This window comes from Streptomyces sp. NBC_00209, assembly GCF_045206345.1.
Lineage (GTDB): Bacteria > Actinomycetota > Actinomycetes > Streptomycetales > Streptomycetaceae > Streptomyces.
On the sequence record NZ_CP108121.1, the window covers coordinates 3,770,096 to 3,790,814 of the forward strand.

A 20,719-nucleotide genomic window follows, 5' to 3' on the forward strand; every position below is an offset into this window, starting at 1 on the left:
CCCCCGTTGGAGAGCGAGACTTCGTGGCCTGTGACCTGTGGCTGGTCCCCCTCGTCGATGTGCTGTGCCACAGCCCCGACAACCCCTTCGCCGAAGAGATCGCCCTCTACGACAAGGCCCTGGGCGAGGCCGGACTGCCGCCCGTCCCCGTCTACGCCTACATGCCGGGACTGACCGGAGACGTCGCCCCGGTCGCGGGCTTCGACTACGACGCCCTGCACTTCCTCCGCCGCGCCTATCTGCTCCAGCTCAGCGGCCTCGCCGTCACGCCGGTGGGTGAGCTGGGCGGGGACTACGAGCAGTTGCTGGAGATGTTCGAGTCCACGGCCCGGCAGTCGCACCTGGTGTGGCACTTCGACCACGCGGGGGCGTACGTCCCCCTCGACTTCGCCGCGCCCGTCTCCACCGACGACCTGCTGGCAGCGGGCGGCCCGCTCGGTTCCGCGCACGGGCTGTTGCGGGAGCTGGAGTTCGTCGCCCCGGCCATCGGAATCGACCCGGCGAACCCGCCGGCCGCCCCCCTGCCGCCCGCCGCCCCCACCGAGCTGGAGGAACCGGCGACCTCCGTCCCGTACGACGACAACCCCTTCGCCCGGGAGCGCCACGTCTGGCTCGGCCTGCACGCCGCGGCCACCCGCAGCCTCGCCCAGGGATCGATGATCGTCTTCAGCTGACGTGGTCCCGGCGTCCCGCGCCGGAGCCCCGCACCGGCCGGCGAACGGTCAGCGCGGGGACTCCGGCGGGCGCTGCCGGGGCATGTTCGGCCGGCCCATCGACTGGAGCGGGAAGCGTCCGGGCGCCGCTCCCGGCTCCGGGCGCCCGTTCCCGGAGCCGCCGGAGACCAGGGCCTGCATCCCCAGGGGCGCGGGACCGGCCCGGAACTCCACCATCCAGTCGGCGGTCTCCGACCGCACGAGCTCCGTGATGTCCTCGGAGAAGCGCCGCAGCACGCCCAGGCACCGCTCGGTCGCCTCGCTCGCGGTGCCCTCGGCCGGGCCGAGCACCTCCCGTACGCACTCCGACGCCCAGTCGAACCGGAGCACCTGAAGCCTGCGCTGCACGGCCTGCGCGGTCGCGAGGTTCCTTATCCAGCCCGAGGTCAGGCCGAAGTAGCGGTCGCACGCCATGCAGGCGGCGCCGAGCAGCAGCGACAGATAGCCCCAGCCGGCCGCGCCGTGCAGCGCGCCCGTCAGGTCGAGCAGCGGCAGGGCGGCGCCCGCGACCGCCCCGGCGGCGGTGCCCATCCGCAGCAACCTGGCGCCGCGCCGCTTCCACAGCCGGTCGTTCAGATACCAGTCGGCGGTGCGCAGCGCGTCCGCCTCCAGCCATCGGTAGAGCTCGTCCAGCCGCTGGGACGGCTCTCCCCAGTCTCCCAGCGGGAACGGCTCCCCGGTCAGGTCACGGGCTCGCCCCGCACGGTCCTCGGAGTCCGTACCGGAGGGAGCGGCCGCACCCGCGGGGCCGGACGTGCCGGACTTGCGGGGCGGCACTTCGGGCTGCATCTCCGGCTGACTCACCGGGGTACTCCTCTGCATGCTGCATAGCGACGCGTGCTCTCGACCGCGTACTCGACGACGGGGCGGATCTCTGCTCTGCTCCCGGTCCCTCGACGCGACGGGCAGTCCCCCATGCGTAACCATGCGTGACGAGGGGTAGGCGCGTGCGTGCCGGGACGCATGCCCTTCCTACCGCCGAATGGTGGGGCGTGGGGTCGAAATCGCGGTATTCCCGGGTGTGCACGGCCTCTGGTCAGGTATAGGAGTCCCGGCACCGCTCCCTCGATCTCACTCGAAAGAGTTGCTCCTCGGCGGGTGGGGCGCGCCGCCCGGGGACAACGTAGGCTCGGCGTACCGAAACATTTGTCGTCGAAATGCCTGGAGTGACCGTGATTCCCGGTGGTGGTCAGCCCAATATGCAGCAGCTGCTGCAGCAGGCCCAGAAGATGCAGCAGGAGCTCGCCCAGGCCCAGGAAGAGCTTGCCAGGACCGAGGTCGACGGTCAGGCGGGCGGCGGCCTGGTCAAGGCGACGGTCAACGGCTCGGGCGAGCTGCGCTCCCTGGTGATCGACCCGAAGGCGGTGGACCCGGAGGACACCGAGACCCTCGCGGACCTCGTCGTCGCGGCGGTCCAGGCGGCCAACGAGAACGCCCAGCAGCTCCAGCAGCAGAAGCTGGGCCCGCTGACCCAGGGCCTGGGCGGCGGCATGCCCGGCCTGCCGTTCTGACCGGCCGCATATCCAAGACCGTACGTACCCCCTACGGTACGTACCACGACTCAGCCGACTCAGTCAGGAAGGCGTTCCGTTGTACGAAGGCGTGGTTCAGGACCTCATCGACGAACTGGGCAGGCTGCCCGGTGTCGGTCCCAAGAGCGCGCAGCGGATCGCCTTCCACGTGCTTCAGGCGGAGCCCACGGATGTGCGGCGCCTGGCCCACGCCCTCCTGGAGGTCAAGGACAAGGTCCGCTTCTGTGCGGTCTGCGGCAACGTGGCCCAGGAGGAGGAGTGCGGGATCTGCCGCGACCAGCGGCGCGACCGGTCGGTCATCTGTGTGGTCGAGGAGCCCAAGGACGTCGTCGCGATCGAGCGGACCCGTGAGTTCCGGGGGCGCTACCACGTGCTGGGCGGGGCCATCAGCCCCATCGAGGGCGTCGGCCCGGACGACCTGCGCATCCGTGAGCTCCTCGCCCGTCTCTCCGACGGCTCCATCACCGAGCTGATCCTGGCGACCGACCCCAACCTGGAGGGCGAGGCCACCGCGACGTACCTGGCGCGGATGGTCAAGCCGATGGGCCTGCGCGTCACCCGGCTCGCCAGTGGCCTGCCGGTGGGCGGCGACCTGGAGTACGCGGACGAGGTCACGCTCGGCCGGGCCTTCGAGGGGAGGCGGCTGCTCGATGTCTGACGGTCGCGTTTCCACACCTCACGACGGCTTTACGTTCAGCGCGGTTATCTTCTACTCACCGTCTCCGACCGTTCACACGGGAGGTCTCCTCGATGTCTGACGCCACGTTGAACACCGTCACGCAGGACCCCGGCGATTTCGCGGTCCAGATCGCCGACCAGATCAAGACGTTCATCGTCGCGGTCACCGAGGTGTCCAGGGTCGAGGAGCCGGAGGAGGCCGTTCCGGTCCTGCTTCTCCAGGTCTCCCAGCTCCTGCTGGCCGGCGGCCGGCTCGGCGCGTACGAGGACATCGTCCCCGACGAGCGCTACGAGCCCGACCTGGGCGCCGAACCGGACGCGGACGGCCTGCGCGAGCGCTTCGCGGCCCTCCTGGAGCCGATCGACGTCTACTCCGAGGTCTTCGACCCGTACGAGCCCCGCAAGGCCCCGGTCGCGTCCCGCATCTCCGACGACCTGGCCGACCTCGTCACCGACCTGCGCCACGGCCTGGCGCACTACGAGGAGGAGCGCACCACCGAGGCCCTGTGGTGGTGGCAGTTCTCCTACTTCTCCAACTGGGGCTCCACCGCTTCCGCCACTCTCCGCGCCCTTCAGTCCCTGATCGCCCACATCCGCCTCAACCAGCCCCTCCAGGAGCTGGACGGCCTGGACACCGACCAGGACGCCGGCGACGACACCCTCGCCGAGGAGGCGGGCCGCGTCATGTTCGAGGAGATCGCGGGTCCGCTGGGCCTGCGCCCGGCGAAGTAGGGGCCACAGGTGGCCCGGCTCGTGTGTGGGCTGGGACACAAAGGGGAATGCGTACGTGCTCGGTGGGCAGCAGGGCGGTACGAGCAGTTCGGAACGACGCGCCGATGATCACTTAGTGAGCGGGACATCTCACCATGTGGTATCAGCGGGGCGTTTCCGGGCTGCTCGTTAAACTGAGCCGACCGCAGTAATGGACTGAGCGAGGAGCGCACGTGGGCCTTGTCGTGCAGAAGTACGGAGGCTCCTCCGTAGCCGATGCCGAGGGCATCAAGCGCGTCGCCAAGCGAATCGTCGATGCCAAGAAGAACGGCAACCAGGTGGTTGTCGTGGTGTCCGCGATGGGCGACACGACGGACGAGTTGATCGATCTCGCCGAGCAGGTATCCCCGATACCGGCCGGGCGTGAGTTCGACATGCTGCTGACCGCGGGAGAGCGGATCTCCATGGCGCTGCTGGCCATGGCGATCAAAAACCTGGGCCACGAGGCCCAGTCGTTCACCGGCAGCCAGGCAGGCGTCATCACCGACTCGGTCCACAACAAAGCGCGCATCATCGATGTGACGCCGGGCCGTATCCGTACGGCGCTGGACGAGGGGAACATCGCGATCGTCGCGGGGTTCCAGGGTGTGTCCCAGGACAAGAAGGACATCACCACCCTCGGCCGCGGCGGGTCCGACACCACTGCCGTCGCGCTCGCGGCCGCGCTGGACGCCGAGGTCTGCGAGATCTACACCGACGTGGACGGCGTGTTCACCGCCGACCCGCGGGTCGTCAAGAAGGCCCGTAAGATCGACTGGATCTCCTTCGAGGACATGCTGGAGCTGGCCGCGTCCGGCTCCAAGGTGCTGCTGCACCGCTGCGTCGAGTACGCACGCCGATACAACATCCCGATCCACGTCCGTTCGTCCTTCTCCGGACTGCGCGGCACCTGGGTCAGCAACGAGCCGCAAGGGGACCAGAAGGTGGAGCACGCGATCATCTCCGGAGTCGCCCATGACGTCTCCGAGGCCAAGATCACCGTCGTCGGCGTGCCCGACAAGCCGGGCGAGGCCGCCGCGATCTTCCGTACGATCGCGAACGCCGAGGTCAACATCGACATGGTGGTGCAGAACGTCTCCGCCGCGTCGACCGGTCTGACGGACATCTCGTTCACGCTCCCGAAGGCCGAGGGCCGCAAGGCCATCGACGCCCTGGAGCGCAACCGCGGCGTGATCGGCTTCGACTCGCTGCGCTACGACGACCAGATCGCCAAGATCTCCCTGGTCGGCGCCGGTATGAAGACGAACCCCGGGGTCACCGCGGGCTTCTTCGAGGCGCTGTCCGACGCCGGCGTCAACATCGAGCTGATCTCGACGTCCGAGATCCGCATCTCGGTGGTCACCCGCGCCGACGACGTCAACGAGGCCGTGCGTGCCGTGCACACCGCCTTCGGTCTCGACAGCGACTCCGACGAGGCCGTCGTGTACGGGGGCACCGGCCGATGACCGCACGCCGCCCTTCGCTCGCGGTCGTCGGTGCGACCGGGGCGATCGGTGGCGTCATGCTCCAGATCCTCTCGCAGCACGCGGACGTCTGGGGCGAGGTCAGACTCGTCGCCTCACCGCGCTCGGCCGGTCGCAAGTTGGTCGTACGCGGTGAGGAGTGCGAGGTCCTCGAACTCACCGAGGATGTCTTCGAGGGCATCGACGTGGCGCTGTTCCTGATGCCCGCCGAGGTCTCCGCGCGCTGGGCCCCGCTCGCCGCGTCCAAGGGCGCCGTCGTCATCGACGACTCCGCCGCCTTCCGGACCGACGACGACGTTCCGCTCGTCGTGCCCGAGATCAATCCGCATGCCGTACGGATGAGACCGCGCGGCATCGTCGCGAACCCGAACTGCACCACGCTGGCGCTGATCGTCGCCGTCGGTGCCCTGCATGCCGAGTTCGGTCTGCGGGAGCTCGTCGTCTCCTCGTACCAGGCCGTCAGCGGCGCCGGCCGCGACGGGGTCACCGCACTGCGCGAACAGCTGTCGATGGTGGCCGGCACCGAACTCGGTACGAAACCGGGCGACGTGCGCCGCGTCGTGGGCGACACGCACGGCGGCCCGTTCGCCGCTCCGGTCGCGCTCAACGTCGTCCCGTGGGCCGGGACGGACGCCGGCGACGGCTGGTCGTCGGAGGAGTTGGCCATCCGCGAGGAGTGCCGCAAGATCCTCGGTCTGCCGAGCCTGCGGGTGTCGGCGACCTGCGTGTACGTACCCGTCGTCGCCACGCACTCGATGTCCGTGCACGCCCGTTTCGAGAACGAGGTCGCGGTCGACCGGGCCCACGAGATCCTGGCCACCGCTCCCGGGGTGGTGCTGTACGACAGCCCGGGAGCCGGTGACTTCCCCACCCCGTCCGACGTGGTCGGCACCGACCCCACCTGGGTCGGCCGGGTCCGGCGCTCGCTGGACGACCCGCAGGCGCTGGAGCTCTTCGTCTGCGGCGACAACCTCCGCAAGGGGGCCGCGCTCAACGTGGCGCAGATCGCCGAATCGGTGGCCGCCGAATTTCCCCGGTCCTGAACGGTCGTCATCATGAGGTCCGGATCGAACCCCTTTTGTACTTTCTGTGAACGCTCTGTGAGCAACTCGTGGTCTGAACCTCTTGAGCTGGGCAGTCGCCGTGACCGACGATGACCTTTCGGTTCGTTGCAACCGCGGGTCGGGCGCCAGGCGTCTAAGCGGTCACTTCTTGCGCGGCGGGGCGCATGTGCGGGGCATCAGGAGAAGAGCGGGTACGTATGAAGGCATATCGCAGGCCCTCAAACGCTGTGCCGTATGCGTACAACCCTGACGGGGGGAAGCGTGTCCAACTGGCGTGGCAGAGGTTCTCGATATCACAGTGGTGGGCCCCTTGCGCGGCGCTTCGGTGCGACCGCTCCGACGGGCCCGTGCAGCCGGTGGCATGCCGGTGATCGCGCCCATGCCCGCCGCGCGTCAGTCGGGGCTGCCGACGCAGCGCGAGGGTGCTGAAGAGAGCGTGGCAGCCGGAACAACCGTCGACCATCTCACCGAAACCTACCGCGCCCACTACCGTTCGCTGCTGGGCCTCGCGGCCCTGCTGCTGGACGACACGGCGTCCTGCGAGGACGTCGTGCAGGAGGCGTTCATCCGCGTGCACTCCGCGCGCAACCGGGTCCGCGAGCCCGAGAAGACCCTCGCGTACCTGCGCCAGACCGTCGTCAACCTCTCGCGCTCCGCGCTGCGCCGCCGCATCCTCGGGCTGAAGCTCCTCTCGAAGCCGATGCCGGACATGGCGAGCGCGGAGGAGGGGGCGTACGACCAACTGGAGCGGGACGCGCTGATCAAGGCGATGCGCGGCCTGCAGAGGCGACAGCGCGAGGTGCTGGTCCTGCGCTACTTCGCGGACATGACCGAGGCTCAGGTGGCCGAGACGCTCGGGATATCCCTGGGCTCGGTGAAGGCGTACGGGTCACGCGGTATCGCGGCCCTGCGCGTGGTGATGGAGGCGCAGGTATGACCCGGCGCGGTGAGCACCACGATCACGACCATGAACAGGACCCGCGGCCGGTGGGCCGTAACGGATACCGGCGCGGTTCCTCGCGCGGGTTCCCGCTGGACCGGACTGGGAACGGAACTGTGAACCACGGGCCGGAGAACGCTCCGCACGCGGACCGCGACGACGACACCCTGGGCCTCGCGGCCACGGCGGGCCCGTTCGGCGGAGGCGGCTCGTCCGGCGCGGGCGAGCCCTTCGGCGACGACGGTGGCGAGGACGCGCTGCGCCGCATGATGCACGGTGTCGTGCAGGGCCTGGAGCCGAGCGAGGGCAGCCTCGACCGGCTGCAGCGAGCGGTGCCCGCCCGGAGGGCCCGCCGACGGCAGGCCCTGGTCGGCGCCGCCGCGGCGGCGCTGCTCATCGGCACCGCGATCCCCGCGTTCGTGCACGTCGCCAACTCGGACGGCTCCAGCACGGCCAGCCCCGCCATCGCCGGACACGGCGAGCAGGCCCAGGGCGGCAGCGGCGACGACTCCGGCGCGGACTCCGGCAACGGCGGTGGCGGCGAGAACGGCGGCGGCCACCCGAACGGCGGCCAAGGGCTTCCGCAGAGCACCGCGAGCCCGTCCGACAGCAGCGGCCAGGGCCAGGAGGGCGACCCGGCCGGGGCGTCCGCCGATCCCTCCAGAAGCGCGGTGGACACCATGCGTCCGTGCGACCCGGGACAGCTCGGCGTCGAGTCGGCCAGGACCGGTGCGGCAGGTGCCGACGGCACGGTGTACGGGGCCTTCCGCATCGCCAACGTGTCCGGCGAGAACTGCGCGGTGCGGAGCAGCGGCACCGTGGGCTTCGAGGCGATGGGCGCGGCCGACCCGACCCGGATCGAGGTCGTCCGGCACACCGAGGGCGATCCCGCGTCCGGTCTGCCCGACCCCGCGACCGAAGAGGCCATCGTGGTGCTGAAGCCGGACGCGGTCTACGAGGTGCAGTTCGCCTGGGTCCCCAAGGACACCTGTCCGTCCACCGGTGGTTCGCCCTCCCCGACGCCGACCGAGGGTGCGGCGGTTGCCGGCGGCGGCGGTTCGGCCGGATCCGGGGCGGCCGGCGACACCGGAGAGAGTGAGACGGGTACGGAGACGCAGTTCGGCACCGACGGCGGCACCCCCGCCCAGGGCAGCGTCTCCGTGCAGCACACCCCCGAGCCGGGGGCCCCGGTCGCCGCCGCGAAGATCGACAATGCCTGCGCGGGAACGATCTACCGGACGGGCGTCCTGGAACCGTCGTCGTAGGAGCGGGGGTGGCCCGTACCGCCGGGCCATCCGCTCACGCCCCCGAGCGGATCTCCGCCTCGGGAGCCGGCGGGGAGGCGGGCTCCGCCTCGGGGACCAGGCCGAGCCGCACGTCCCGGGCGGCCTCGGCCTCGCGCCGGAGCAGCCGGAACCACATGAAGACCACGAACCCGGCGAAGACGAACCACTCACCCGTGTAGCCGAGGTTCTGGAACGCCTTGAGATCGAGCCCGCCGCCCTCCGGCGCGGTGGCCGGCACCGGGCGCAGCGCGGTCGCCTCGGACCGGGCGGCACCGCTCGCCGCGTCCCCCGAGGCGCCCACGGCCTTCTCGGAGCCGCCCGCCCCGCTCGCCGGGAGCGTCACCCAGGCGTCGTACACCTCGTACGGCACCAGGTTGACGAGCGACGCCGCGCTGATCATGCCGACCTGGCCGTCCGGCAGCCCGCCCGTCGCGCCGACCCCCGCGGTGCCCGCGTTCTCCGAAGCCTGGAGGTCGCCGGTCACCGTGACCCGGCCGGACGGCGCGGGCGGCACCCGGGTCTGTCCGGGCTTCCCGGGCAGCCAGCCGCGTACCACCGGCAGGGCCTTGCCGCTGTCCGTCCGCAGCATGTCCAGGACGTAGAAGCCCTTCCGGTCGTCCAGCTCACGGCCGGGCACCAGGAAGCGGTCCGCGTACCGGCCGGTCGCGGTGGCGGGCCGGCCGGAGGTCTCCGTGTCGACGGGCAGCAGCTCGTCGAGCGGTTTGGCGGCCCGGGTGCCCGGCGCGGGCTGCTTCTCGGCGGCCTCGTGCGTGTGCACGCGGTCCTCGAAGCGGCCGAGCTGCCAGGTGCCCATGAACACGCAGAACGGGATCGCCAGCACGACGAAGAGGTTGATCCCCCACCATCGCGGGGTCAGCAGGAACCGGTACACCCCTCCACGGTACGGTCCCCGCTCCGGCCGACCGGAGCGGGGGCACCCGGAAAGCGGCCCTTTATCCGTCCCCTACGCGCCTCCGGCCGGCACCTCCTCGCCCTGACCGACCGGGTCTCCGGGCCCCGCCGGCGATACCCCGGACAGGTGCCGCCGGGCGAAGTCGAGCTCCAGCCGGACCTGCTTGATCCGCTCCTCCACGACGAGCGAACCGTGCCCCGCGTCGTACCGGTAGACCTCGTGCACAGCGTCCCGGTCCTTCAGCCGGTCCACGTAGTTCTCCACCTGGCGGATCGGGCAGCGCGGGTCGTTGACCCCGGCGGAGATGTAGACCGGGGCGCGCACGGCGTCGACGTACGTCAGGGGAGACGATGCCTCGAAGCGTTCGGGCACTTCCTCCGGCGTCCCGCCCAGCAGTGTGCGGTCCATCGCCTTCAGGGCCTCCATCTCGTCGTGATACGCCGTGACGTAGTCCGCGACGGGGACCGCGGCCAGTCCCAGGGCCCAGTCGCCGGGCTGCGTACCGAGGCCGAGCAGCGTGAGATAGCCGCCCCAGGAGCCGCCGGCCAGGACGAGCTGCGCCGGGTCCGCGAGGCCGGACTTCACCGCCCACTCCCGTACCGCCGCGATGTCCTCCAGCTCGATCAGCCCGACCCGGTGCTTGAGCGCGTCCGTCCACGCCCGTCCGTAACCGGTCGAGCCGCGGTAGTTGACCCGGACGACCGCGTAGCCGTGGTCGACCCAGGCTGCGGGGCCGGCCGCGAAGGCGTCGCTGTCGTGCCAGGTGGGGCCGCCGTGGATCTCGAAGACCGTCGGGAACGGCCCCTCGACGGGGGCCGCCGGACGCTGGACGAGCGCGTGGATCCGGCCACCGGGGCCGTCCACCCACACGTCCTCGACGGGCACCGAGGCCGGGGCCTTGGCGCCCGGCGGGTCGAGCACCACCGCGCCGGTCGTGGAGCGGACGACGGGCGGCTCGGCCGCCGACGACCACAGGTATTCGACCGTCCCGTCCGGACGGGCCGTGGCGCCGGAGACCGTGCCGGTCGGCGTTCCCACCCGGACCGGCTTGCCGTCGGCCGCGGCGGGCCCGTACCGCCAGAGCTCGCTGCGGGCCTCGAAGCCGTGCTCGATGAGCAGCGCGGAGGCGTCCGGATACCACTCGGCGCCCACATCGCCCGGCAGGTCGATGGCCAGGTCCGTCTCCGTGCCCGCCACCGGGTCCCAGATCATCGGCTCCCAGCGCCCGCGCCTCTGGTGTCCGACCAGCAGCCGGGTGTCCCCGGCGACCGGTGCGAAGCCGAGGACCGCGAGGCCCAGCTCCTTCGTACCCCCCTCGGTGTCGTCCAGCTCCGCGACCGTCGTCCCGTCCGGCCGGACCACGCGCAGCGCGGAGTGCATCGCGTCCCCGTGCTCGGTGTGCTCCAGCGCGATCAGTGTCCCGTCGTGGCTCAGGTCGCCGACCCCGGCCGACTCGCGGTGCCGGTAGATCTCCACGGGGGCCTCGCCGGGCCGTACGACGTGGACCGTCGTACCGTCCTCGTCCGTCGAACGGCCGATCACCGCCGTGTTGTCCCGGCCGATCGCGAGCCCGGCCGGATAGGACGGCCCGAGGCCGGGGGCGGCCGGTGCGGACTCGGTGTTCATTTCGCCGTGGAACGGCCGGCGCATCCACACCCCGAACTCGTCGCCGTCGGTGTCGTCGAACCACCACACGGCCTCGCCGTCCGGCGTCAGCACGCCGTCCGTCGTCCCGTTCGGCCGGTCGGTCACCTGGCGTTGCTCACCGGTCGCCCGGTCCCACGCGTACAGCTCGTAGGTCCCCGTCGCGTTGGAGACGAACAACGCGCGGTCCGGCGCGTCCTCGGCCCAGTCGGGCAGCGACACCCGGGGAGCGCGGAAGCGCTGCTCCCACAGCGGCACGGATGCGGTCGTCGGTGAACCAGTGGCCTCAGTCATGACCCCATTCTGCGCAGAACTCCCGACAATCCGTTCGCTTCGTCCGCAGCCTGTGGATAACCTCGCGCACATGTCCACCGCTCCGATACCGTCCGACTGGCGCGAGGCCAACCGCAGGATGTGGGATGAGCGTGTGCCCATCCATGCAGGCAGTGACTTCTACGACCTGGGCTCCTTCCGCGCGGGGAAAGACGCCCTGCGGCCCTTCGAGCTGGCCGAGGTCGGTGATGTGAGCGGCCGGTCGCTGCTGCACCTGCAGTGCCACATCGGACTCGACACGCTCTCCTGGGCGCGGCACGGCGCGGCGCAGGTCGTCGGCCTCGACTTCTCCGAACCGGCGGTCGAGACCGCCCGCGCTCTCGCCGAGGAGCTGGGGCTCGGCCCCGACCGCGCGGCCTTCGTCGCCGCCGACGTGTACGACGCGGCCCAGGCCGTACCGGACTCCTCGTACGACATCGTCTATACGGGCGTCGGCGCGCTGAACTGGCTGCCCGACATCGAGCGCTGGGCCGAGACGGCCGCGTCGCTGGTGAAGCCCGGTGGCTTCCTCTACCTCGCGGAGTTCCATCCGCTCACGGACTGCCTGGACGACGAGACGGGTTCGCGGATCGTGCACGACTACTTCAGCCGCGAGGCGTGGGTGGACGAGACGCCGGGTACGTACGCGGACTTCGATGCCCCGACCGTCCACAACCGCAGCGTCGAGTGGCAGCACCCGGTGGGCAGCGTGGTGTCGGCGCTGGCCGCCGCCGGCCTGCGGATCGAATTCCTCCACGAGCACGATGTCTCGCTCTTCGCGCGTTTCCCGGTCCTGAAACGCGGAGGGGACGACTTCTTCCGCTTCCCGTCGGAGCGTCCGCGCATCCCGCTGATGTACTCCCTCAAGGCCACCCGCCCGGCGGCCTGACGGTGGAGCGGCGCCCCGGTTCTCCACCGGGGCGCCGCCGCAGTGTCACGCCGCCGAGCGGAACGCCGGCAGATAACCGCCGGACTGGCCCTCGGGCTTGGGGTGGTACGAGTTGTAGACGGGGATCGAGACGCTGTGCAGCCACGGGTCTCCGGAGCACAGCTCGTGCCCGGTGAACTCGTCGGCGACCCCGGAGAAGGTGAACCCGGCGTTCGCCGCCTGCTTGGCGATGACACCGTTCAGCACGTCGGACGCGTTGTTGATGGCCGTACGCGCCTTGTCGGACAGGCCGACGACGCAGCTCCCGCCGACCTTGTAGAAGCGCGGGTACCCCAGCACCACGACATGGGCCTGCGGCGCCTTGGAGTGGATTGAGGAGTACAGCGAACTCAGCCCTGACGGCAGGGCGTTGTTCATCTTCCCGACGGCCGCGTTCACGGCCGAGATGCAGGCGGACTCGCCGGACAGCACGCAGTCCTGCATGACATCGGCGAACCCGACGTCATTGCCGCCCGCGGTGACGCTCACCAGCGAGGTGGACGAGCTGAGCGCTCCGAGCTGACCACTGGCCACGGTGCTGGTGGTGGCGCCCGAACAGGCGACGAAGGTGAACGAGGACGGCGAGTTCGCCGCCGCCCAGAGGTACGGGTACGCCTTGGTGCTGCGCTTGCAGTCACCGCTGTCGGACAGATAGCTTCCCGCGCCGACACCGGACGAGTACGAATCGCCCAGGGCGACGTACCCGCCGGCGGCGGCCGAGGAGGACGCCGAAGCCGGCTGGGCAATCCCCAGAGCGGCAGCGGCGGCGAGGAGCAGAGTGGATGCGGACGCCCAGAATCTCCGTACTGACATAGCTGTCAGCCCTCCGAAGTGTGGGGGGTGGGTGGGGGGTTGAGTGAGCGATCCCTGTTGTAGCAGCTCCCGGTACCGGTCGGTAATAGCTCGGTGAGAACCCGCCTGAATTGCCCGAATGATCGGTCGGTAGTCATAGCTCCGCGCGTAGATAAACCCCCAACACCCCCTGAAATAAAGGTTCTAGAGCGATTGCGCCGACGCTTCACAGGGGTGCGCAGTGGACGAGGCGGCGGGGGAGGTGCTCGGCCGGCTGGGCCTCACCGAGCTCCGGCAGCGCAGGACTTCGCAGATCTCGGGTGGCCGGGGCCAACGGGTCGCGGGGGCGAGGGCACTCGTCCACCGCCCCGCAGTTGTCTTCGCGGACGAGCCGACAGGCGTCCTCGACAGTGCCAACGCCGATGCGGTGCTGGAGGAGTTCCTGGACCTGGCGCGCTCCCAGGACACCGCCGTGATCATGGTGACGCACGATGCCTCGGTGGCCGCCCGCGCCGACACTCGGTACGCCATGGCCGACGGGGCCCTGACCAGGCAGGCAGTGGCGTGAACGAGTTCCGGGTGCCACTCCCGCCCGACGCCCTGACCATCCGGGCGCACCAGCCCTCGGCCTTCGTCGGCGCCGACGTGCCCATCCCGCCCTCCGCCCTTCCTGCCGGAAGCCGGCCCACGACGGGCAGCTTCCTCCTGCTGTCGGGCTCGGGCCCGGACACCGTACGCGCGGTGCTCGACGGCCTCGTAGCTCGCGAGCCCACCGCCGAGGTGGAGGCGGTGGGCGTCAACGTGGAGACGCCACACGCGAAGCGGCCCTCCCGCCTCGGTGAGGTGGGAGGGCCGCTTCGGTGGGGCCGGCCGGGGCCGGCTACTTCTTCTTGTTGGGGGGCTGCGGGCGGTTCTTCAGGGTGTACGTGGCCTTGTCGTGGTCCGAGTCCACCTCGACGGGTCCGGTGACCGGGTTCCTCGGGAGGACGTATCCCTCGGGTGCGTCGGTCTCGACCAGGTAGTAGGAGCCGGACTCCAGCCCGGTCCAGGTGCACCGGCCGCGGGCGTTCGTGGCGCAGCCGCTGTCGATGAGGGTGTCCGGGTCGTCACCGGTGCGCTGCAGGCCCTCGGTGCCGTTGGTCTCCTCCCACAGCTGGAACACCGCGCCCTGGAGGGCGTCACCGTTGTCGGCGTCCTTCTTGTTGATGGTGATGCTGTGGCCCGGGGTCTTCCAGTTCCACGGGTCGCTGTCGTCAACGGGGTCGCCGCTGGTCGCGCCGGCTCCGTTCACCGTGGCGTTGTCGGTGTGGAGCCGGCCCGCCGGCACACCGGTCACGACGGCGGTGCACTTGAAGGAGGCGCCGACCTCGAAGACGGTCGGGTTCTCCTCGGCCCAGGTGGCCTCCCACCGGACCGACCGGCCCGCCGGGTCGTCGGCGCTGGTGCCGTCCGGGAAGTCGCAGTGCAGGTCCTTGACCTGGCCATCACCGGCGGTCACCTCGTCGGTGACCGTGATGTGCACGAGGTCCTCGGTGCCGTTGTTGACGATGGTCATGTAGACCGGCTCGTCCTGCACCTTCGGGCCGATCACGGCACTGGCCGGGGTGTCGGCGTCGGAGTCGGTGCGCTCGTCCTTCTTCTCGATGTCGATCGACGGGACCCTGCGCTCGTTCTTCTGCTTCACCGAGAACGACGGGTTGGCGTTGTCGATCGTGAGAGGGCCGACGACGGGCTCGTCCGGCAGGAGGTATCCGTCCGGCGCGGCCGTCTCGACGGCGTAGTAGGTCCCGGGGTCGAGGTTGCGCCAGCGGCAGACGCCTCGGGCGTTGGTGGTGCAGGTGTCACCGACCTGCGTGTCGGGGTTGACGCCGTCGGTCTGCAGGCCGTCGGTGCCGTTCGTCTCCTCCCACAGCTGGTAGGTGGCACCCGCCAGCGGCTTCCCGGTCTTCGCGTCGACCTTGTGCACCGCGATCCGGTGGCGCAGGGCGTTGGTGAGCTCCACGGTCTTCGACGTGGTCGCGGCGTCCAGGGTGAACGGCCCGGTCACGCGCTGCGCGGGGATCATGTAGCCGGCGGGCGAGGACACCTCGTAGAAGTAGTACGCACCCGGCTCCAGACCGGTCCAGTCGCAGACCCCGTCGGCTCCGGTCGTGCAGTTCCCGTCCACCTGCGTGTCGGGGTCCGCCCCGTTGCGCTGGAGTCCGTCGGTGCCGTTGGTCTCGCGCCACAGCTGGAAGACCGCGCCGGGCAGCGGCTCGCCGGTGTCGGCGTCCGTCTTCTCGACCTTGGCCTCGAAGTCGGCGTTGAAGCCGAAGTCGTACGAGTGGTTGTTCTCGCCCGGTCCGCCGGTCGTGAACGTGTGCTCGGGGTACGTACCACCGGCCGGGACGACGCCATCGCTGTCGATGAAGTCGTTGGTGCCGGCGTCGGGCGTGGTCGGGACCCACTTGTAGAGCGGGCCGCCCTCCGCGTAGTCGTCGGGGTTGTCGACGGCGACCTTGTACGCGGTGTCCGGGTTCCACGCGTCGGCCGGGACGTTCCCGGTGAGCGTGGAGTCGAAGTAGTACTCACCGCGGTCGCTGGTCGTCGTCGAGGCGATCTTCGTACCGCTCTCGTCGTAGAGGCTGACGGTGGCACCGGGGACCGGAGCCTCGCCCGGGTCCTGGATGCCGTCCTTGTCGACGTCGTACCAGACGCGGTTGCCGATCTGCAGCGGCGCGAGGTCGCACAGGACCTCCATGTCGCCGATGGAGCCGCCCTTGCCGAACGAGGTGGCCAGCTGGTTTCCGTCGCCCGCGCCGCTGGTGCCGTCGGTGCGGTCGAGGAAGGCCACGCCGCCGGTGCGGATGTTGGAGATCGGGTCCATGGCGCCGACGGCGATGTCCGTCTCGGGCTTGCTCAGGGCAAGGCCGCCGTCCGTCATCTCGTCATGGGTGAGGCGGTTGTCGCCGGGGTAGAACTCGAGGACGTCGTCGGGCTCGCCGCCGTTGTTGTCCGGCGTGCCGTTGTTCCGGCAGCCGCCGTTGCCGTCCAGGACGAACGTTCCGCCGGTGAGGCAGGCGCGGTTGATGTCACCGCCGAGCATGTGCGACTGGAAGGCGCCGCCCGGTGCCATCTCGACGTTCTGGCCGCCCTGGTCGGGGAAGCGGTCACGGAACCCGAGGATCAGCGCGCCGTCGGTGTCGACCTCGATGTCCATCATCAGAGGCTGCGGGAATCCGTACTCGCCCGTGCAGGTGTTGCCGTTCTGCTGGCGTGTGGTGTCGTCGGACCAGGTGAACCAGCCCGCTCCGGGGCACTCCGCGCTGCCTTCGTACGCGGCACCGCGCGGGAAGTCCAGCGGGTCGTTCATGATCACGTCGCCGAACGTGCCTGCCGCGGGGTCGTACTTCATCACCACGGCGCGCATGTCGTCGCGGCTGCCCGTGCTCTCGCCCGAGCACACCCCGCCGACGTAGACGACACCGTCCTGCACGTCGAGGGCGCCGGGACGCCAGTCGGCGGTGCCACCCGCGCAGCCGGGGTCGGGGATGGCCACCGAGCGCTCGGGCGCGGAGCCGTCCGAGGTGTCGTAGGTGTACAGCGTTTTGTCGCTGAGCCCGACGACGTAGAGCTCGGACCCGTCCGGGTTGACGTCCAGGTCGCCCAGTGAGGTCTTCCCGGCCTTGGGCGCGAACGCCAGGTCGTGGTACGTGTCCATGTCGTGCGTGGTGGCGCCGTCGTCACCGGGCACCGTGGCGAACTGCGAGGTCTCGTTGGTCGCCGGGTCGGTCATGTAGACGGCGTTCGGGCCGCCGGGTCCGAACGCCGACAGGCGCTTGCTGAACGCGGCGCTGTAGAGCTTCTTGTGGACCTTGTCGTACCCGAGACCGTTGATGGCTCCGGTCTGCGGGGACTCGGCCTCGGTCTCGGCGCCCACGTTGTCGCCACGCCCATTGAAGGGAACCGTGACGAGGGTGCGGTCCTCCGGGGAGTACGGCCCGCCCTGGTCCGTCGCCGATCCGGTGTTCCCGGTCTCGTCCGGCAGCAAACAGGTCGCCAGCGTGGGATTGGACTGACAGTAGTCGTCCGGGTTCCAGAAGCCGGTCGTCAGCTCGACGCTCTTCCCACCGGACAGGTCCACGAACTCCTCGGCGGAGGAAAGTTTCGTCGGAGCGCCCGAGAGCCCTTCCTGAGAGGCGAACGCCGGGGAGTAGATCGTCGCGTCCGGGTTGAGGGCCTGCACCCGGTACTTGCCGCCGGTCAGGGTGGTCCCCGGCGCCAGCTCCACCGTGCCGTCGGCGCCCGTCGTGCCCGTGACGGAGACGCCGGCGTCATCCGTGAGCGTGACCTGCACGCCGCTCCAGCCGGGCTCCAGGGCGGCATCCCACGCCCCGTTCGCATTCACCTCCCGCACGACGCGGACAGTGACGGTCCCATCGCCCGCGTCCCGCGGCTTCGCCTGGGCCACGGGCCCCGGCAGGGCGCCTCCCCACGCGGCGCCGGTGGCGGTGAGCACCGCCATGGCGCCCATGGCGGCCCGGCCCCATGGGCGTCGGCCCTGGTGTCTGTTGCGTCTCGCTGTCACTCGCGGACTCCTCATCCGGACGTACAGCCACGCGTCATGCACGCGGCAGGTCCGGACAGCGTCCACGCAATCTGTAGACGATTTATTACATAAGGTGCGTTTCGTGCGGTATTCCGCCCATCCGGTCCAGGCGGCTCGAACCCGGGTTCGAGCACTCGCGGGGGGCGGCTCAGTCTTCGAGGGCGGCGAAGCCCTGGGCGATGAGCAGATCGTCGGAAGGCAGCCCGCGCTGATTGGTGCCCGGCTTCTTGCCCCAGATGTACACCTGGTCATCGACGTGCAGCAGGTCCCAGAGCGCCTTGGCGTCCTTGATCCGCATGTTCACGCAACCGCCGGAGCCCGAGGTGAACAGGTCGTGGTCGGTGCCGTGGATGGCCTGACCGCCGTCGAAGAACTGGGCGTACGGCATCGGTGCGTTGTCGTAGAGGTCGGAGACATGGTCGATGTGACGCCAGTAGATGCTGTGCCACCCGGTCCGGGTCTCCGTGGTCCGCAGACCGCTGCGGACAGGCGCCGGTGCGAAGAGCAGCTCACCCGTGTCGGCGCCCTGCACCCACAGCACCTGCCGGTTCAGGTCCACGCAGGTGACGCGGTAGCTGCGGACCGGGCACTCCTTGCGGGAGTTGGGGTCGCGGCGGACCTCGTCCACCAAGAGCATGCGGTACGTCTCCAGGTCGGCCTTCCCCGTCTCCTTGAGGCCCAGACGCTTCTGCAGGGCACGTACCGCCTCGCAGTCCTGCACCGAGGCGCGGCCGTCCTGGGGAAGTCCGAGCCTCTCCTCCAGCTCCCACTGATAGGCGCCTGTCTGAGGGGTGCACTCCGCTTCCCCGGCCCCGCTCGCACCCTCTGCCGCGGAGACGTTGGTGGTGAGGAGGCCGAGGGCGATGAGGGCGGCCGAGCCGAGGCGGAACACACGCATGCCACATTCCCTTCGGGGTGAACGTTCCGGAGCGAACGTTTGGTGCCATTCAGGCGCGTGAAGAGAACATCGGCATGTGCGGCTGGTCCAGGTGGCGCAATGGTGTGGCCGCCGAGGGAGCGTCAGTTCCCGTACTGCGTGCCGCTGGAGGGTGCCGAACCGCCGGGCACCTGGCTCCACGGCTCGGGCGGAACCGCGTGCCGGAGCCTGGAAGCGGTGAAGTCGATCACGCCCGGGCGCGCCTGTCCCGGCAGCTGTGTGGTCACCCGGCGCAGTTCGCCGTCGGCCGAGACGAAGAACCGGAGCGGCGAATCGCCGGTGCGGCGCGGTGCGGCGGACGGCTGACCGTTGCCGCTGTGCGCTGTCGGACGAGGGGCGGCGAAGACGTCGTACGTACGCCCGCCGATCTCCGCCGTTCCCGTCCAGCGGGCCCCGGACTGGGCCAGCAGCTGCGCGTTCTCCGGACGGTCCCGGCCGAGGAGCATCGACAGCTTGAGCATGGAGTCGAGCGGGTCGGAGGTGTACCTGCGCGGGACCCAGTCGGATGTGGGCATGTGCGCGGCGTCGGACAGGGCGAGCCGTGCCGGACGTGACGGTTCCCTCTGCGGACCCGGCTGCCCCGACGGCTGGTCGAGGGCGACGCCGACCCCTGAGCCGTCCCACGCCAGCAGCCCGCCGCCGGCCCCGTCGAACCGGCCCACGGCGTGGTGGCTGCGGTAGTCGATGACTCCCTCGACGCCGATGGTCCGGTCGCGCAGCGGCACGGTGATCTCGATGCCGGCCGGACTGGCCTCAAAACGGCTCAGCCGGGCGAGCGCGAACCGCTGCGCCTCGGCGGTGGTCACCCGGTGGGGCGGTGCCGACGCGTCCTCGGTCAGGTGGACCACTACGGCGGCCGACGCCACCGCGAGGAGCGAGCCGGCCGCGGTCAGCATCACCCGACGGGGTGGGGCCGCCGAGAACCGGCGCATCAGGGAACGCATGGAGCACCTCGTCGGTCGTGGGGTTCGGAGGGAGCGGAACGGGGAACGCCGGTCACCAGAGCGAAGCGCCCAGGGGCAGCCCGCGACGTGCCCCCGGCAGGACGAAGGCCACGGCGGAGGCCGTGTGGAGTGTGAACCGGGAGAGGGCGTCGGCCGTGGCCAGACGTTCCTGCACCCGTACGAAGAGGCCGGGGTCCTTCATGAAGGCCAGGAAAAGCAGCCCCTGGTCGTCGGCGTCCGCGGCGTAGCTGTAGCCGCGGCGCAGCATCTGCGCCCCACCGTCCAGCCGCGGGTGGGCCAGCCGCACATGGGCGTCGGCGGGGACGACGTACTGCCCGTCCGGGGTCTTGGCGAACAGATTGATGGCGTCGCTCGCCCGGGACCCGCCGAGCGGAACTCCGTCGCTGCGTCGCCGGCCGATGGCCCGGTCCTGCTGCGCGACTGCCAGCTTCCCGAAAGCGCCCACGTCCATGCGGATTCGGCGATAGACCAGATAACTCCCCTGGGCGTCTGCGCCGTTGGAGACGTACACATGCCGATTCGCCTCCTGTCCCGCCGGGTTGCCGGAGCCGTCGAGGAAGCCGAACAGGTTTCGCGGCACCTCGCCCGGGGAGGTCGGCGGCAGGAATCCATGCTGTCGCCAGCGTGGCGTCAGGGCGGATGCCGCAGCACGGTCCAGCGCGGCAGCGGCCCCGACACACGTCCACTGGTCGTCCGCGCACAACTGGACGAGCACATCGCCGTCGGAGATGCCGGGACGCAACTGGTCACCGGCGAAGGTGGGCAGGGGCCGCAGGAGGCTCGGACGCCGAAGACCGAGGCGGTCCGGGAGCCGGGGCCCGACGGCCACGGTGGCGGACAGATGCGAGGCGGCGGCGGTCGTCAGTCCGCTGTCAGACAACGCGTGTTCCGATTCCGTGCCGCCCAACAGGCGCGTCCACCGGGCGAACACGTCACGCACGGCCTGCCGGGCGACGGATTGCGTGGCTCCGGGGGCGATGTCGTACGACAGCAGCAGGACGCACGACTGCGCCGGCGATGTGACCCCGGCCTGCCGGACTCCGTAGAAGGAAGGGCGCGGCCGGTCTTTGTTGTCGGAGCGTACGTCGCCGGAGCAGGCGCTCACGGACAGGGCTGCGGAGGCGGTGGTGGCGAGCATCCGGCGTCGGCTGAATGTGCGCATCCCCATCCCTGCATGTCTTATTTGCTTAGTA

The 20,719-nt window shown here is 70.6% G+C and carries 17 protein-coding genes and 1 pseudogene; 10 read left to right on the top strand and 8 right to left on the bottom strand.

The annotated features are described in order from the left end of the window. Positions 1 to 23: 23 nt before the first annotated feature. Complete coding sequence (locus OG867_RS17085) at positions 24 to 674, top strand: hypothetical protein (protein WP_018102114.1); 651 nt, start codon at positions 24 to 26, stop codon at positions 672 to 674. Positions 675 to 722: 48 nt separating this feature from the next. Here OG867_RS17085 and OG867_RS17090 read toward each other — a convergent pair whose 3' ends face one another. Continuing rightward, complete coding sequence (locus tag OG867_RS17090) at positions 723 to 1,502, bottom strand: SLATT domain-containing protein (RefSeq protein WP_406291002.1); 780 nt, start codon at positions 1,500 to 1,502, stop codon at positions 723 to 725. A gap of 383 nt (positions 1,503 to 1,885) precedes the next feature. On the opposite strand from OG867_RS17090, the gene OG867_RS17095 reads away from it, so the two are divergent. From OG867_RS17095 to OG867_RS17125, 7 genes are all read left to right on the top strand, one after another. Then, positions 1,886 to 2,224, top strand: coding sequence for a YbaB/EbfC family nucleoid-associated protein (locus OG867_RS17095; protein WP_328904383.1), 339 nt, complete (start codon positions 1,886 to 1,888; stop codon positions 2,222 to 2,224). Between the two features lie 79 nt (positions 2,225 to 2,303). After that, positions 2,304 to 2,903, top strand: coding sequence for a recombination mediator RecR (gene recR / locus OG867_RS17100; RefSeq protein WP_406286344.1), 600 nt, complete (start codon positions 2,304 to 2,306; stop codon positions 2,901 to 2,903). Between the two features lie 92 nt (positions 2,904 to 2,995). Next, complete coding sequence (locus tag OG867_RS17105; RefSeq protein ID WP_328900967.1) at positions 2,996 to 3,655, top strand: DUF5063 domain-containing protein; 660 nt, start codon at positions 2,996 to 2,998, stop codon at positions 3,653 to 3,655. 212 nt (positions 3,656 to 3,867) lie between these two features. Next, positions 3,868 to 5,139 carry an aspartate kinase gene (locus tag OG867_RS17110; protein WP_018102119.1) on the top strand — a complete coding sequence of 424 codons (1,272 nt, stop codon included), beginning with the start codon at positions 3,868 to 3,870 and terminating at the stop codon, positions 5,137 to 5,139. Beyond that, on the top strand, positions 5,136 to 6,200 hold the full coding sequence (locus OG867_RS17115) for an aspartate-semialdehyde dehydrogenase (protein ID WP_328900966.1): 1,065 nt from the start codon (positions 5,136 to 5,138) through the stop codon (positions 6,198 to 6,200). Before OG867_RS17110 ends, OG867_RS17115 begins: the two co-directional genes overlap by 4 nt. A 382-nt stretch (positions 6,201 to 6,582) precedes the next feature. Further along, positions 6,583 to 7,158 carry a SigE family RNA polymerase sigma factor gene (locus tag OG867_RS17120; protein WP_328900965.1) on the top strand — a complete coding sequence of 192 codons (576 nt, stop codon included), beginning with the start codon at positions 6,583 to 6,585 and terminating at the stop codon, positions 7,156 to 7,158. Positions 7,159 to 7,277: 119 nt separating this feature from the next. Beyond that, entirely contained in the window at positions 7,278 to 8,426 is a 1,149-nt protein-coding gene (locus OG867_RS17125; RefSeq protein ID WP_406286347.1) for a hypothetical protein, read from the top strand. Positions 8,427 to 8,460: 34 nt separating this feature from the next. Here the strand turns inward: OG867_RS17125 and OG867_RS17130 are convergent, their stop codons facing one another. Further along, the gene (locus OG867_RS17130) at positions 8,461 to 9,339 is read right to left on the bottom strand and encodes an SURF1 family protein (protein WP_328900963.1); all 879 of its coding nucleotides are present in this window, start codon (positions 9,337 to 9,339) and stop codon (positions 8,461 to 8,463) included. A gap of 72 nt (positions 9,340 to 9,411) precedes the next feature. Beyond that, on the bottom strand, positions 9,412 to 11,298 hold the full coding sequence (locus OG867_RS17135) for a S9 family peptidase (RefSeq protein ID WP_406286349.1): 1,887 nt from the start codon (positions 11,296 to 11,298) through the stop codon (positions 9,412 to 9,414). A 70-nt stretch (positions 11,299 to 11,368) separates the two neighbouring features. Between OG867_RS17135 and OG867_RS17140 the strand changes: the two genes are divergently transcribed. Next, the gene (locus OG867_RS17140; RefSeq protein WP_406286351.1) at positions 11,369 to 12,205 is read left to right on the top strand and encodes a class I SAM-dependent methyltransferase; all 837 of its coding nucleotides are present in this window, start codon (positions 11,369 to 11,371) and stop codon (positions 12,203 to 12,205) included. Positions 12,206 to 12,250: 45 nt separating this feature from the next. On the opposite strand, the gene OG867_RS17145 is transcribed toward OG867_RS17140, so the two are convergent. Then, positions 12,251 to 13,057 carry an SGNH/GDSL hydrolase family protein gene (locus OG867_RS17145; RefSeq protein ID WP_406286353.1) on the bottom strand — a complete coding sequence of 269 codons (807 nt, stop codon included), beginning with the start codon at positions 13,055 to 13,057 and terminating at the stop codon, positions 12,251 to 12,253. A 217-nt stretch (positions 13,058 to 13,274) separates the two neighbouring features. Between OG867_RS17145 and OG867_RS17150 the strand changes: the two are divergent. Then, positions 13,275 to 13,604 (top strand): annotated as a pseudogene (locus OG867_RS17150) (ATP-binding cassette domain-containing protein); the annotation flags it as partial. Positions 13,605 to 13,916: 312 nt separating this feature from the next. Here OG867_RS17150 and OG867_RS17155 read toward each other — a convergent pair. The 4 genes from OG867_RS17155 to OG867_RS17170 form a co-directional block, all read right to left on the bottom strand. After that, the gene (locus tag OG867_RS17155; RefSeq protein ID WP_406286355.1) at positions 13,917 to 17,603 is read right to left on the bottom strand and encodes a SpaA isopeptide-forming pilin-related protein; all 3,687 of its coding nucleotides are present in this window, start codon (positions 17,601 to 17,603) and stop codon (positions 13,917 to 13,919) included. A gap of 169 nt (positions 17,604 to 17,772) precedes the next feature. Next, the gene (locus OG867_RS17160; RefSeq protein ID WP_406286357.1) at positions 17,773 to 18,522 is read right to left on the bottom strand and encodes a L,D-transpeptidase family protein; all 750 of its coding nucleotides are present in this window, start codon (positions 18,520 to 18,522) and stop codon (positions 17,773 to 17,775) included. Positions 18,523 to 18,644: 122 nt separating this feature from the next. Beyond that, entirely contained in the window at positions 18,645 to 19,505 is an 861-nt protein-coding gene (locus OG867_RS17165; RefSeq protein WP_406286359.1) for a hypothetical protein, read from the bottom strand. A 52-nt stretch (positions 19,506 to 19,557) separates the two neighbouring features. Further along, entirely contained in the window at positions 19,558 to 20,688 is a 1,131-nt protein-coding gene (locus OG867_RS17170) for a Dyp-type peroxidase (protein ID WP_406286362.1), read from the bottom strand. Positions 20,689 to 20,719: the final 31 nt, after the last annotated feature.